General features: G+C 40.7%; 13 protein-coding genes and 1 pseudogene. 3 read left to right on the top strand and 11 right to left on the bottom strand.

Annotated elements, in window-relative coordinates; translation table 11 throughout:
* Window positions 1–189: 189 nt before the first annotated feature.
* The 7 genes from BEP19_RS07295 to BEP19_RS07265 form a co-directional block, all read right to left on the bottom strand.
* On the bottom strand, window positions 190–414 hold the full coding sequence (locus BEP19_RS07295; protein WP_120189191.1) for a hypothetical protein: 225 nt from the start codon (window positions 412–414) through the stop codon (window positions 190–192).
* Window positions 415–438: 24 nt separating this feature from the next.
* The gene (locus BEP19_RS07290; RefSeq protein ID WP_120189190.1) at window positions 439–2,049 is read right to left on the bottom strand and encodes an L-lactate permease; all 1,611 of its coding nucleotides are present in this window, start codon (window positions 2,047–2,049) and stop codon (window positions 439–441) included.
* 850 nt (window positions 2,050–2,899) lie between these two features.
* A complete protein-coding gene (locus BEP19_RS07285) occupies window positions 2,900–3,118 on the bottom strand; it encodes a hypothetical protein (RefSeq protein ID WP_120189189.1) in 219 nt (72 codons plus the stop codon).
* A gap of 13 nt (window positions 3,119–3,131) precedes the next feature.
* Window positions 3,132–4,742, bottom strand: a complete 1,611-nt coding sequence (locus tag BEP19_RS07280; RefSeq protein WP_120189188.1) for an L-lactate permease — start codon at window positions 4,740–4,742, stop codon at window positions 3,132–3,134.
* A 696-nt stretch (window positions 4,743–5,438) separates the two neighbouring features.
* Window positions 5,439–5,570: a hypothetical protein gene (locus BEP19_RS18150; protein WP_281269286.1), complete on the bottom strand. Its 132-nt coding sequence runs from the start codon at window positions 5,568–5,570 to the stop codon at window positions 5,439–5,441.
* Between the two features lie 76 nt (window positions 5,571–5,646).
* Complete coding sequence (locus BEP19_RS07270) at window positions 5,647–6,699, bottom strand: NAD(P)/FAD-dependent oxidoreductase (protein WP_120189186.1); 1,053 nt, start codon at window positions 6,697–6,699, stop codon at window positions 5,647–5,649.
* Between the two features lie 244 nt (window positions 6,700–6,943).
* Window positions 6,944–7,141, bottom strand: a complete 198-nt coding sequence (locus tag BEP19_RS07265) for a cation transporter (protein ID WP_425452735.1) — start codon at window positions 7,139–7,141, stop codon at window positions 6,944–6,946.
* Between the two features lie 181 nt (window positions 7,142–7,322).
* On the opposite strand from BEP19_RS07265, the pseudogene BEP19_RS07260 reads away from it, so the two are divergent.
* A pseudogene (locus BEP19_RS07260) lies at window positions 7,323–7,748 on the top strand (sigma-70 family RNA polymerase sigma factor); the annotation flags it as partial.
* 66 nt (window positions 7,749–7,814) lie between these two features.
* Here BEP19_RS07260 and BEP19_RS07255 read toward each other — a convergent pair.
* The 3 genes from BEP19_RS07255 to BEP19_RS17610 form a co-directional block, all read right to left on the bottom strand.
* A complete protein-coding gene (locus tag BEP19_RS07255; RefSeq protein WP_120189184.1) occupies window positions 7,815–8,144 on the bottom strand; it encodes a TIGR04104 family putative zinc finger protein in 330 nt (109 codons plus the stop codon).
* Between the two features lie 63 nt (window positions 8,145–8,207).
* Window positions 8,208–9,371 (bottom strand): cation:proton antiporter, encoded by a 1,164-nt coding sequence (locus BEP19_RS07250; RefSeq protein WP_120189959.1) that lies wholly within the window; start codon window positions 9,369–9,371, stop codon window positions 8,208–8,210.
* Between the two features lie 332 nt (window positions 9,372–9,703).
* The gene (locus tag BEP19_RS17610) at window positions 9,704–9,874 is read right to left on the bottom strand and encodes a hypothetical protein (protein WP_170145300.1); all 171 of its coding nucleotides are present in this window, start codon (window positions 9,872–9,874) and stop codon (window positions 9,704–9,706) included.
* A 263-nt stretch (window positions 9,875–10,137) separates the two neighbouring features.
* Here BEP19_RS17610 and BEP19_RS07245 point away from each other — a divergent pair, with 263 nt between their 5' ends.
* Both BEP19_RS07245 and BEP19_RS07240 read left to right on the top strand, forming a co-directional pair.
* A complete protein-coding gene (locus tag BEP19_RS07245; RefSeq protein WP_120189183.1) occupies window positions 10,138–11,694 on the top strand; it encodes a recombinase family protein in 1,557 nt (518 codons plus the stop codon).
* A gap of 87 nt (window positions 11,695–11,781) precedes the next feature.
* Window positions 11,782–12,015 (top strand): sigma-70 family RNA polymerase sigma factor, encoded by a 234-nt coding sequence (locus BEP19_RS07240; RefSeq protein ID WP_245983418.1) that lies wholly within the window; start codon window positions 11,782–11,784, stop codon window positions 12,013–12,015.
* 21 nt (window positions 12,016–12,036) lie between these two features.
* Here the strand turns inward: BEP19_RS07240 and BEP19_RS07235 are convergent, their stop codons facing one another.
* A complete protein-coding gene (locus BEP19_RS07235) occupies window positions 12,037–13,845 on the bottom strand; it encodes a peptidoglycan D,D-transpeptidase FtsI family protein (RefSeq protein ID WP_120189181.1) in 1,809 nt (602 codons plus the stop codon).
* Window positions 13,846–13,861 lie beyond the last annotated feature (16 nt).

Genomic DNA, 13,861 nt, shown 5'->3' with positions numbered 1-13,861 from the left:
AAGGATATTTCTCTCACTTTATACTGACAAAACCCATTAAGGACAAGCTTACAGTGAGATACCTAAAGTTTATGAAGTAGACTTTAGCCACGCATTAGATGTTCTAAAAAAAAGTGACTTTTGTAATTAAGAAATAAAAAATCCCTGGAGAATTCTATATTCCCCAGGGATTTCACCTATCTCTGATTGTTAGTTTCTTAGATAAAGCATCGCTGAAGCTAGGACTGTAAGACCTAATCCGCCCCACATCATTGTCTCATTCCCGCTGCTAACCGCAAAATACAAAGCGACAAAAGAGACCCAAATGAATATTACGCTTCCTAATTTTTGTTGTACAACTTTATCTTTCTTGGGCTGCGCAACCTGTTTGACCGGTTCTTCATAATTCTTTTCTACTACCTCTTGCATACTCATTTGCAATCCCCCTTCTTCTATTTTCTAGACACCTAAGCCGAGTTTAATTAGCACAAATGTTAATATACCAACGAGAATTCCTTGTAAGATGTTGTAAACACCCGTTACTTTCAGAATTTCTCCTTCTTGACCGGCAATTCCAGCTACACCTGTTCCAAGAGCCGCATTCGCTGGAGCAAAGGAATTCGCAAGCGCTGCCCCTGTTGTTTGAGCCGCCAAAATAATGAAAGCAGAGATACTTAAAATATTTGCAACTTCATATTGTAACGTTGTAAACAAAATATTTGCTGACGTGTTGGAACTCGTTACGAATGCCCCCAAGATTCCAATGAATGGTGATAGAACTGGGAACATTTCTCCCGTTGTTACCGCAATACCATAAGCAAGATACGTTGTCATTCCACTCACCGTCATCAATACAGCCATCATAGTCATTGCAATGATCGTAGCCGTTGCTCCTAAAGACTGTTTTAGTGTTCGTTGCCATGCCTCACCCATTGCTCCTTTAGGTAAAAGTCCTTTTGACTTATAGAAAAGAGCAGCAAAGATAATGGAAATTACTATTAAAGTACCTGGCATCGTAAATACTTTTAGGGCCGAAAATTTAGTGGCGGCTTCTTCAAGGTAACCGAAACCTGTTACAGTCTCTGAAAACGGAAGACCCACCGTATACTTATCCAAGAATTTTTTAATTGGACCGATCAAGTAAATAACGAATACAACACCGATCATAATGATATAAGCCGAGAAAGCTGTAACGAACGATTTCCCTCTTACTTCTGGATCTTCTTCAATTGGAGCTGCGTTTGGCGCTGGGCGATAAGCTGGAAGTTTTGGTAAAATAAAGCTTCCCGCGATCAGTCCCACGATTCCAGATGCGAAACAACCAACGTTTGGTGAAATAAAAGCGCAAGTTAAGATCATCGTAGTACTCATCACAACGCCCATGAAAAGAGTTGCGACAAATCCATCTTTAAAAGCTTTGAATCCACCGTAGTTGTGCAAAATACAGAAACCAACAATTAATCCGCCGAAAGCAATCGAGATCGATCCCCAGAATGCCATCCCGTCAGGGTCAACTGGCGTTAATGATGTAAGAATGGAGTAGGATGATCCTAAGGAACCAAACGTAACACCCCATGAGTGACCAAGTAATGTTGTAATAACAGCTTTAATCGGGCTAAAACCTAGACCAATCAATAGTGGAGTTGCAACCGCAACGGGTACACCAAATCCACATACTCCTTGAATGAATGTCGGGAATGCCCAACCAAGAATTAATAATTGCAACAATTGATTTCCGTTTGTTAGTCTTGTAAACGTCGCCGCAATGACTTTAAAACTACCTGTTAAATCAACGACGTTATACATGTACATGGAACCCCAAATAATAAAGAGTACAAAAATCGTTGTCCATAAACCTTTCGCTGAACCGTTTGCTAAAACATCAATTCCGCCGCCGAATGCAAAGAACGTAACCCCCATCGCCAATACCCAGGCAATAACACCCGCGCGAGCCCCGCTCATTTTAAATGCCATCATTAAAACTAGCACAAGCGCGATTGGAGAAGCTGCCAATAACCACGTAAGCATCGACAGTTCCGGTAGGCCGACTGTTGACATATCAATACCCATAAGTACCTCCTAATAATATATCCCAATATTTATCATCTTTAAAAGATTTAGAAAATTTAAAATAAAAGAATGCCAACGCTATCAAGATGCATCTCTGTCTTGGCTCGAAAAGATTATGTCGCCACCTCAAAAGATAAAAAAAAATGGCATAAACTCAATATCACCCTCAGAGAAAGGGCTTTCAACTGTCATTTCATGAACATTATTATTTCTGAATCCTTGATCGGTAGCGCGATTCCGTCCCACTCATCTTGCCTTAGATCTCAACATTTTCTTTAAAAAAGCGTTTTCATAATCAGAAAGCACCAAAAGCAACGACCCTACTATTCATCTAGTATTCAAATGTTACCGCCGCTTCGCCTCCCATCCATTATTTTTCCCAACATATTCTGACTTTAAGATTTTTGATTTAGAGATGTTTAAAATCATGTTTATGCAAGTTGGGAATTTGTAAATTGATGTTAACATTTTTTTTATTGTAAGCCTAGGGAAATCTGTCGACATTTTTCGCAATGTTCTGCCTGTTCATTATCTTTATAACCTTACAAAGATTCTGAAAAGTTACTATTATCTGATTAATAATCGGCGTCTGGGTATTTGTTACCACTTAATGATTTATACATCTTGCCCAATCAATTGATTTAGATAAGTAATTTTATCATAATTTTTATTGCGCATTTCACATATCCAAACAAACGCTCCCAAAATTAATATATCTTTTTTTTAAACAGTTTTTTGGTAAGTTACTTATCGCCATATGTTTAAAATAAATTCGACAAACTCAACAAAAAATAATTGTTGCAATTTAAAAACACCCCCTGAGGATAACCTCAAGGGGGTGCTAAACGAATTAATTTCTCAGAAACAGGACCGCTGCGGCAACAACGGTAAGTCCTAAACCACCCCACATCACCGCATCACTACCACTGCTGACTGCAAAATACAAAGCGATAAACGCAATCCAAATGAATATTACACTAAATAGTTTTTGTTGGACAACTTTATCTTTTTTAACTTGCTTAACCGGCGCTTCCTCTAGTCGCTTTTCAGCTAATTCTTGTACACTCATTCTAACAACCTCCTTATATACCTAACCCGAGTTTTATTAATACGAATGTAAGAATACCGACGAGAATCCCTTGCAAGATGTTATACACCCCGGTTACTTTCAGGATTTCTCCCTCTTGTCCGGCGATTCCAGCAACACCTGTACCAAGCGCTGCGTTAGCTGGAGCAAAGGAATTCGCGAGAGCTGCCCCGGTCGTTTGAGCCGCCAAAATAATGAATGCCGAGATACTTAAGATACTTGCTACCTCATATTGCAATCCTGTAAACAAAATGTTTGCGGAAGTATTCGAGCTTGTTACAAACGCCCCTAACACTCCGATAAATGGAGATAATAACGGGAACAACTCACCCGTAGTTACGGCAATACCGTAAGCGAGATACGTTGTCATGCCACTGACTGTCATCAATACCGCCATCATTGTCATTGCAATAATTGTAGCCGTTGCCCCTAAAGATTGTTTCAATGTTCTCTCCCAAGCTTCCTTCATTGCGCCTTGAGGCAAAAGCCCTTTGGATTTATAGAAAGAAGCGGCTAGAACAATAGAAATGATAATGAGCGTTCCTGGCATTGTAAAGACTTTCAAAGCGGAAAACTTAGCGGCGGCTTCCTCTAGGTAACCGTAAGCTGTACTTGTTTCCCCGAATGGAAGTCCCACTGTAAACTGATCCAAGTACTTCTTAATTGGGCCAATGAGGTAAATCGTAAACACAACACCGATCATAATGATATACGCTGAGAAGGCAGTAACAAAAGATTTTCCTTTAACTTCTGGATCTTCTTCAATTGGAGCCGCGTCTGGCGCTGGACGATAAGCTGGAAGTTTAGGTAAAATAAAGCTTCCCGCAATCAGTCCCACAATCCCGGATACGAAACAACCAACGTTTGGTGAAATGAAAGTACAAGTGATGATCATCGTTGTACTCATAACAAGCCCCATGAACAGAGCCGCTAAAAACCCTTCTTTAAAAGCTTTGAATCCGCCGTAATTGTGTAAAATACAGAAGCCAACAATTAATCCGCCAAAGGCAATCAAGATCGATCCCCAAAATGCCATTCCACTAGGATCAACTGGGCTTAGTGAAATTAGAATGGAGTAGGATGATCCTAAGGAACCAAACGTAACACCCCATGAGTGCCCGAGTAAAGTCGTAATAACTGCTTTAACAGGGCTAAAACCAAGACCGATTAAGAGTGGGGTAGCCACTGCAACGGGAACACCGAAACCACAAACTCCTTGAATGAATGTTGGGAACGCCCAACCGAGAATCAATATTTGCAACAATTGATTTCCATTTGTCATCCTCGTAAAGGTTGCGGCAATGACTTTAAAACTGCCCGTTAGATCAACGATGTTATACATGTACATCGAACCCCAGATGATACAGAGTACAAAGATCGTCGTCCAAAGTCCTTTCGCTGAACCGTTTGCAAGTACATCAATTCCACCGCCGAAGGCGAAGAATGTAACCCCCATTGCCAATATCCACGCAATTACACCTGCGCGAGCTCCGCTCATTTTAAAACCCATCATTAGAATTAGGACAAGCGCAATTGGTGAAGCGGCCAATAACCATGTTAGCATCGACAGTTCCGGAAGGCCGACTTGTGTCATATCAATACCCATAAGTACCTCCTGTTATTAACATTTTTCAATCTTTGCTATCTTTTTAATATTCCGAAAATTTATGACACAAAAGGCCAATAGTTAATGGATGCAGTGTTTGTCGTTTGAGGATTTTTTTATTCATTCTCATTTTCATATTCAAGACACAGTTCTGGTTTATTTAATGGGAAAATGACAACACCCTCTTTTTCCATAATCACGGCCCCACACTTCGTGTCCCGAAGATACAACAAATCCTCTTCCGTCTTAAGATCACCACAAAAGCTATTCTGTTGTTGCCACTTCATCATTTTAAAAGAGAAAAATGGCAAATGCGCGATTTCTTTTCACACGATTCATCCGGTTAAGAAATCTTTTCGGTACCAGCGCTTTAAAAAAAGCGCTTTCATAAATGAAGTGGTAAACAGGGTGACGAATTACTTTATCGAACTAACTGTTTGAATCGGTCTCTAGCATCTCCTCCCCTTGTATTTCCATTCCAATCCACAGCTACAATAGACACTGACACTTCTTTTGGATTATCTAGATTAAGTCAGGATAAGTATTTTAAAATAGCGTTTATGGTGGTTGGAAATTTGTAACTTGAGTTTACCACGCTTTTACTCCCAAGCCTAGGTAAACCTTTCGACAAGTTTCACGAATATTCAGACTATTCAAAACAAAAAATCCAGTCTCATTGACTGGATCTACTATTCATTAACGAGTCGTTTCCTCACCATTCTTTTTCTGATCTTCCGCTTTGGTTTTCATTTTACAATCCATACAAATCCAATGATCAAACGACTGTCCACCTTGTACCGTCTTATAGCAATATTCACATGTTCCCATATTTATCACCCCACAGTTAGGATGACTTCATCTTATCGTAAACAAACCCGTTTCGCAGTGACATATTTCACTCTGCTTAATTTTTGAGTTGCTCCAACAAGTAGTTGGCAGCTTCTATACCAGACAATACCGCTGTTTCCACCCCGCCCAATTGGCCGGATTGATCTATTTGCCCAAACGCGTCTCCCGCGAATACAAGCGGATATTCAAAGCCAGCATCCAAAAAGGGCTGCTTTATTTTTTGTTTTGCCCGCGAAAATGTCCATCTTTTCACTTGTTTTTCTTCGATGTTTACTTTTCCAATCCACGGTTCCGCCGCTTTCGTTAATTCCGCGGCTAATTCATCGCTCGTATTCCAAAAGTTTTGCTTAGACCAGCTTTCACTAGCCTGAATCGTTAAAGATGGAATCGGAGAAATCCCTTTCTTTTTATTGTCGACAATGCTGTACAATGGATCGGGTAAATCCCCTCCAGCATATCCGCTAGAGAGTAAATGATCTCCCTCTATTGTAAACATAATCGCCAAGCAGGGCTCATACTCAATCGTGGCTAGCAAGCTTTTAACCGATGAATCTAATTCGTTATTCCCTTGCTCTAACAAGAACATCGTTTGCGGAACGGGGGTTGTCATGATGATAGCGCGGGCGTTGATACTTGCCCCACCGCCTGGATCGTAAACTTCATCGCTAGCGACCTCTTTATATGTTTGCGGCACATAAGGTTTCCCCTCTGATACCCATCGAAGAATCCAGCGCCCTCGCCCTTGCTGCACTTTCGTAACTCGCACCCTTAAACAAAAATCAATCGGGTCTGCAAGTTGGCGAATCAAGGCGGTCATTCCGCCACTGCCAATAAAACTATTACTCGCCTTTGAAAATTCCTCAATCCAACCCGATTCCTTCCAATTGGCAACAACCTTTTTAAAGAGTTCCGTTTGAGCTGTAAAATATTGAGAGCCATGATCAAATTTCGCTCCCGCAAATTCTCTGGTCGTCATTCTCCCGCCTAAGTCGCGACTTCGCTCCAACAACAACACATTCTCTTCTCCTGAATCGATTAACGTTCTTGCTGCCATTATTCCCGATATGCCACCGCCAATCACAACGATCGGAGCTCTACTAAATCCCATTTATCCCTCTCCCCAAAGGAAGTGACTTCCCAATTTATCTTTAGTAAATAGATCTAATTTTTCCATTTCCGTTTTATACCTTATTAACATTACTATACCTATAAACTGGGGATATGGCCACATTAAAATAGCGCATCTTCATACAAAAAAACCCAAAGGTTGTCCTTTGAGTTTTTGACAAATGGAACTTATTTTTTATACTTGGCATATAAAGCGTATGTAAATTGAGCCATTTTCAGTACCGCTATAAGACATCAAAACCTTGATCCTCAATTGCTTGTTTAATCGTATCGAGCGAAAGTTTCGCTTCATCGTAATCTACCGCTACCGTTTTTTCAACCAAATTAACCTTTCCGTTCGCTCCTAATTTACGAAGCGCTCCTTCTACAGTCTGTACGCAATGGTCACAAGACATCCCATCCACTTTCAAGACAATACTCATTCTTTTCATCCCCCTTTCTTTTCATTTATTCGCTTCTATATTAACATGTTCACACCCTATGCGCACACATACCGCATCACGTATGCGCGCGCATAAATAGATTTAATTTGGGCTGTACAGGCACGGACAAATTGTTCATCACATAGGCTTATATCAGTTCCCTATGTTGGAGGTGAAAGCCTTGCCTGGATTTTTAACAGCCATCTCTTTATTCGTTAAAGAGTTGGTTCTTTTTATCTCGTACATTAAGAACAATGCCTTCCCACAACCACTTCCCGATGATGATGAATTAAAGTATTTACAAAAGCTGGAGGGCGGAGACGAATTTGCCAGGAATATGTTGATCGAGCACAATCTACGCCTTGTTGCTCACATTGTTAAGAAATTTGAAAACACAGGCGAAGACAGCGAAGACTTGATTTCAATCGGTACGATCGGGCTCATTAAGGCTATCGAAAGTTACAAAACAAATAAGGGGACAAAATTAGCTACTTATGCAGCCCGCTGTATCGAGAACGAGATCCTAATGCATTTGCGTTCATTGAAGAAGACACGAAAGGATGTTTCCTTACACGATCCGATTGGCACAGACAAGGAAGGTAATGAATAAACATCAACGCTTTACATGTACAAAAAAACCTCCGACGCAGGCGTCGAAGGCAACGATCGAATATTAAGATTTAGAATTGGAACGAAGCGATTCCTTTTTATTTGACAACTCAATTAAAAACGGCCAAATTCCCATAAACAACAAACAAGTCACAATTAAAGCTACTAAGCCAATGAAAGGTGAGTCGTTAAAAAATATAGCAAGTGGAGCAATAATAAAAAACATACTCATGGTGCTTCTTTTTTTTGATTTTGCCGTTAAGTATTGTAGCTTACTACAATGTGGACAGTTCATGCTACTATCTTTTAAAGCTAGCGATGTTTTTATTGTTTCTTTCCAAGTCCACTTTCTTTTACAACTTTGGCATGTTGGCATATAATATCTACCTTTCATTTATAAAGTCACCTAGATTGTTCGTTTAATTTCATCTGACCAGGTTATACGAGATTTCGTTTACTACATAGCTACTTCACTGTCCGCATCTTCAGTTCGGGTTCCAAAGAAGATTTTCAACAATGGAGGTGTGACTAATGTCGTCAAGATGACTACAATAATGACTGAGGTATAATATTCAGCAGGTATTAAACCACTACTTAATCCCATTGCCGCTAAGATTAGGGCAACCTCACCTCTTGATATCATCCCAGAGCCAATCCCCATGGAAGATCTCATGCTAAATCCTGAAAGCTTCGCGCCAAGACCACAGCCGACAAACTTGGACACTAACGCGATCACCGAAAAGATAACTAAAAATCCTATTTGATTGCCGATTCCTTGAAATGTAACAGGCAACCCGATGCTGACAAAGAAGAACGGAACAAAAATTCCATTTGCAATCGGTTCAGTCTTCTGTTCAATTTCCTTTTTGAATTTCGTTGTAGAGATAGCAATACCCGCAAAGAATGTACCGATAATTCCCGCAACTCCAAGCATTTCTCCAAAATACGCAAAAGCAAAAGCGATAATGAGTCCGGCGCTTAAAGTAACCTCCGTTACCTGGAAGTTAGCAAATAACTGAATAAATTTAGGCAACAACAATTTAGCAACTGCAAAAATGACAACAAAGAATATGACTTGCTGTCCGAGAAGCCATCCAATATTGGCATCTCCTTCACCAAAGAAGCCCATTGCAACCGCAATTAGAATAACAACAATCACATCATCCAATACGGCAGCGCCTAGTAATGCAGAACCTTCCTTTGTATTCAACCAGCCGAGCTCTCTTAACGTTTGAACCGATATACTAACTGAAGTAGCCGCTAATAACAATCCCATGAATATGGATGCGCCTGTTGAAAAACCGAACACTTGCGATCCCGCGTAGCCCATAGCGATCGGCAGGATAACACCGCCAAGCGCGATTAACAAAGCGGACTTCGCGCTTTTACTTAAATCATCTAAATCTGTCTCCAAACCTGCTAAGAACATTAATAAAAGAACACCGATCTGACTAAACACAGCGATAATTTGTGTATCTTGGATCCAACCAAGCAAGGCCGGTCCTATAATAATACCAATGATAATTTTACCTAATACAGACGGCTGCCCTAATCGAACACTTATATGACCAGCAATTTTAGTTGCAAGTAAAACAATCGAAATTTGTAGTATGAATTCTATTACCAAAGCATATTACCTCCTATACATTATTTTCGGAATAAATCAGAGCAAGGTTATACACACGGGATTGGTAGCGGTTTCAACGAAACGAAAACTGAGGTGTTATAAGCGCATTATGCGCGCTTCATACATGATCCCTCCCCTCTTTTATTTAGTAAAATGGAATAGCTTTCTAAAAAACGCATAGAGGAGCCTTGGTGACAGGCTCCTCCAAATTACGTTAAAAAGCTTATTCACTTTTTCAATATGTTATAAGTAATTATAATCAACTTCACGAAAATGTCAAATCTTTTTTATTTTCTAAATTGACAGAATTATTGTCGATGCTAACGCTACTCCCTCGCTTCCTCCCGATGTAGTTTTTCAAGGATGTTCCAACCAGCTTGATGAAAGTTAGCAAGGACGCGGCTTTTCTCTTCGTTTGTGACAGTTGGGGCCACAACGTAGACCCTCGTGTTTCCAACATGGTATGTGGCATCATAATTTTGTTCCCGTTCCCGCATGCATTTATCACCTCTGAAACAAAATGTATGCTTGCCACGTTATAAGAAGAACGTCCTTACCACCTTCTTTTATAATTATGATAATATAAAAAAATTCAACTAACATCAATCATTGTTTTATAAATGACAATCTCGACTACGAACAACGAAGCATCGCTCTCAGACAGACTGGCTATGTCAACTCATGAATGGTCATCTTCTTTTCATCATAATATCTACTAAAGGAATGTCTAGCCAAGTCTACATCTTAGAGGAGGGTGACGATGGAACGAATCGCGATTTATTTACGTAAATCAAGAGCCGATCTAGAAGCTGAGGCGCGCGGGGAAGGCGAGACGCTTACAAAACACCGACGTCAACTAATCTCAGTTGCCAATCAAATGAAATTACAAGTGATACAAATTTTTGAAGAAGTTGTGTCGGGAGAACGAATTATGGATCGACCTGAAGCGATGAAGCTACTTAGGGCGGTGGAAGATCAACTATTTGATGCAGTGTTAGTCATGGATATTGATCGATTAGGTCGCGGCGATATGATCGATCAAGGGACGATCTTACGCGCTTTCAAAACATCGAAAACAAAAATTATTACCCCTAACAAAGTTTACGACCTAGATAACGAATGGGATGAGGAATACACAGAATTTGAAGCCTTTATGGCGCGGCGTGAACTCAAAGTAATTACACGAAGGATGCAACGAGGTCGAGTTCAATCTGTAAAAGATGGAAATTACATTGGGGCCCATCCTCCTTATGGATATGTCATCCATAAAACGGAAAAAGAACGCGCGCTTGTTCCACATCCTGATCAGGCCCCGATTGTAAAACTAATTTACGACTGGTACACACATGACGATCCGCGCGTTCGAATGGGAGGAAATCGAATTGCGAACGAGTTGAATCGGTTAGGCCATACCTCTTATACAGGCAGACGTTGGACCTCATCAGCTGTCTTAAATATTATAAAAAACGCTGTTTATATCGGTCGAATCCAATGGAAAAAAAGAGAGACAGTAAAGGCTACCGAGCCAGGGGTCGCATATGAAACAAGAACAAGACCTCGAGAGGAATGGATTGATGTCGAAGGTAAACATGCTCCGCTCATTTCTGTGGAGCAATATCAGAAGGCGCAAAATATTCTAAAACGTCGCTACCATGTTCCTTATCAAGTAACCAATCGACTAACAAACCCATTGGCCGGCTTAATCAAATGTGGTCTTTGCAATGGAGCGATGGTCTTACGCGCGTATACAAGACAACAACCGCACCTCATTTGTTACAATACGCAATGCCCAACGAAAAGCAGTCGGTTTACCTATGTAGAACAACGTTTGATACATGCTTTAACAGACTGGCTTCGTGATTATAAAGCGGATTGGACGACCTGGATTGAACATCATCAGCAAAATGACCCAAATCAAACATTTAAAATTAAAGAGAAGGCGCTGCGAACGCTTGAACGTGAATTGGATGAAGTAAACAACCAAAAAAACCGCCTACATGACCTTTTAGAAAAGGGCATCTATGATGAACCTACGTATCTAGAAAGAGCTAAACAACTTACCAAACGAATTGAAAATACGAACGCGGCCATTGCAGAGGCAAAAAAAGATTTGCAAGCTGAAAAGCAGCGTCTAAAAGTTAAAAAAGATTTCATTCCAAATTTTGAACAAATTCTTGCGCTTTACAATCACTCGGATGATCCAGCGGATAAAAACAACCTCCTGAAATCTGTCCTTAATTATGCAATTTATACGAAAGAGAAAGAACAGAGCAATGATCACTTCACATTGGTGCTTTACCCCAAAATTCCCCAATAACCCAACCCATACAGATAAACCGCGCATCTAATTGAAATAAGCTTAATCGATGTACTCGGAACAGATATAAACGATGTGCTGGATCAAGTGCAATTACAAATTGAAAAGAGCAAAATATATCAACATATTCACATTCTTGATGAACGAGAAAGAGAAGTTATTATCGGTCGCTTCGGATTGGAAACACAAGAAGAGAAAACACAACGTGAGATTGCAAAAGAACTTGGCATTTCGAGATCTTATGTTTCAAGAATTGAAAAAAGAGCGTTAATGAAACTGTTCAACGAGTTTTATAGGAAACCACGCGAACAACAAGATTAACTTGATTCAGAGAGGGATCGATTATTCGGATCCCTCTTTTTTCTGTTCGCGATTTTCGGCAAGTTCATCCATTATATTTTTGAAAATCGGGATAACTTTATTGGAAGCGTTCTTTTTCTCGCGTTCAGCGACTACGGCCACAACATATTGTGGGTCCTCAACAGGACCATAACCGATAAACCATTGATTATTTTTCCCCTCGTTGATTTGGGCTGTGCCTGTTTTCCCGCCAAGCTTCCATTTTGCGTCAAGCAGAGCCTGTCCTGTTCCCTCTTGCACAACCCTTTCCATCATTTTTTGCAACTGGTAGGCTGTATAAGAGTCAATCCGCTCTCCTTCAATTTGCTTTGCCGCAAAAGAATGAAATAAAGAACCCGTTTTATATCGGATCTCTTTTACCGCGCGAACACTTTCGAGCTGCCCGCCATTCACAATCGTCGCAACCATGTTGGCCGCCTGAAGCGGTGTCATTTGCGTATCGCGTTGTCCAATCGCTGTTTGAATCAACACCCCTTCGTCATTTTTGTCTGTACCCGACGCAAAAATTTGACCGCGATTTTCACCAGAAAACTGCTTAAATGAGTCCATTTTATAAAAGGGTTGTTGTTGCCATCCCACTTCTTGCGTTAACCCCATTTTTTTAGAATACTCCTCTATTTTTTCGGGGGACAAGCGGGATGTAGCCTCGGCAAAGGCAATGTTGCAGGACTCAGCGTACGCTTCAGAAAACGTGAGTTGACCATGGCCCCCATCTTTCCAGCAGGAAAACCCGTATTTACCATACTCCCCTTCGCAATGAAATTTCTCCTCAGGCGTAACCAATCCTTCTTCCAACAACGCTCCAGCTAAAACCGTCTTAAAGATCGAACCCGGCGCTGTTTGTTTCAGAGCGTGATTCACCCAGTTCCCCTGCTCTAAGTCAATTTGTGAAGGATGAAATGCAGGCAAACTTGTCATCGCTAAAACCTCTCGCGTTTTTGCGTCGAGAACGACAGCCGCCCCTTGTTCAATCTGTTGCTCCTCCATCCATTGCTCTACTTTTTGTTGCAACTCGCGATCAATCGTTGTAATTAATGACAACGGATAAAATTGATTATCTTGTTGAATCAGGCGGGACTTTAACCCATTCAGCGGATTGCCTTTTCCATCCACGAAATACGAAACCGTTGTCGGTCCAACCCCTTGCAAAAATCGATCAAAACTGCGCTCCAAACCTGACGCGCCAACTAAACTTTTTCGACTCATCTCACCACTTTTGAGTTCAGCCGCGTAATGCTTCGCGATCCAATCTGGATTTTGACTAATATAGCCGATCAGATGATTCGCGATCCCATCTGTTTGATATCTCTCCGTAATCGGCAGAGCCAGCACACCTGGCAACTTCAATGCTTCGACACGTTTAACTTCAGCTTCACTCAGCGCGATTACTTTCCCTGGAAAATCACGAAGGAAAGTAGGTTCTTTAACCTTCTCCATAAATTTCAATAAAGTATTTGGATCCATCGAAAGCATTTTTGCCAATTCCGAAACTTTTTGTTCCTCCAAATAACCACGAACTAACGGAAAGACAGCGACTCCGACCACTTCACTTCCCGTCAGCGATACGCCGTCGCGATCTTTAATATCTCCTCTTCCCGTATGTAAGACAATGGCTTGCTTTCGCTGGGAAACAGCTTCTTCTATTAGATTAATACGGTGTTTTGAAAATTGTTTAACATCAACCACTTGAATCCAAAACAACCTCGAGATTAATCCACCCCATAGTAATACAAAAGAAAATAAAATTAGAACAATTCTGCGTTTTATTGCATTTTTGATTGGTTTAGACATAAGAACACCCCATTTC

Origin of the sequence: Ammoniphilus oxalaticus, assembly GCF_003609605.1 — a bacterium.
Lineage (GTDB): Bacteria > Bacillota > Bacilli > Aneurinibacillales > RAOX-1 > Ammoniphilus > Ammoniphilus oxalaticus.
The sequence above is the reverse complement of the archived record's forward strand: the minus strand, read 5'-3'. Positions and strand labels throughout refer to the sequence as shown.

Excerpts from the sequence above, each read along its gene's own strand:
- BEP19_RS07295 (WP_120189191.1), bottom strand. The coding sequence starts at position 414 with ATGAGTATGCAAGAGGTAGTAGAAAAGAATTATGAAGAACCGGTCAAA.
- BEP19_RS07285 (WP_120189189.1), bottom strand. The coding sequence starts at position 3,118 with ATGAGTGTACAAGAATTAGCTGAAAAGCGACTAGAGGAAGCGCCGGTT.
- BEP19_RS07270 (WP_120189186.1), bottom strand. The coding sequence starts at position 6,699 with ATGGGATTTAGTAGAGCTCCGATCGTTGTGATTGGCGGTGGCATATCG.
- BEP19_RS07245 (WP_120189183.1), top strand. The coding sequence starts at position 10,138 with ATGGAACGAATCGCGATTTATTTACGTAAATCAAGAGCCGATCTAGAA.
- BEP19_RS07235 (WP_120189181.1), bottom strand. The coding sequence starts at position 13,845 with ATGTCTAAACCAATCAAAAATGCAATAAAACGCAGAATTGTTCTAATT.
- BEP19_RS07265 (WP_425452735.1), bottom strand. The coding sequence starts at position 7,141 with ATGAGTATTGTCTTGAAAGTGGATGGGATGTCTTGTGACCATTGCGTA.
- BEP19_RS17610 (WP_170145300.1), bottom strand. The coding sequence starts at position 9,874 with ATGCGGGAACGGGAACAAAATTATGATGCCACATACCATGTTGGAAAC.
- BEP19_RS18150 (WP_281269286.1), bottom strand. The coding sequence starts at position 5,570 with ATGGGAACATGTGAATATTGCTATAAGACGGTACAAGGTGGACAGTCG.
- BEP19_RS07290 (WP_120189190.1), bottom strand. The coding sequence starts at position 2,049 with ATGGGTATTGATATGTCAACAGTCGGCCTACCGGAACTGTCGATGCTT.
- BEP19_RS07280 (WP_120189188.1), bottom strand. The coding sequence starts at position 4,742 with ATGGGTATTGATATGACACAAGTCGGCCTTCCGGAACTGTCGATGCTA.
- BEP19_RS07255 (WP_120189184.1), bottom strand. The coding sequence starts at position 8,144 with ATGAAAGGTAGATATTATATGCCAACATGCCAAAGTTGTAAAAGAAAG.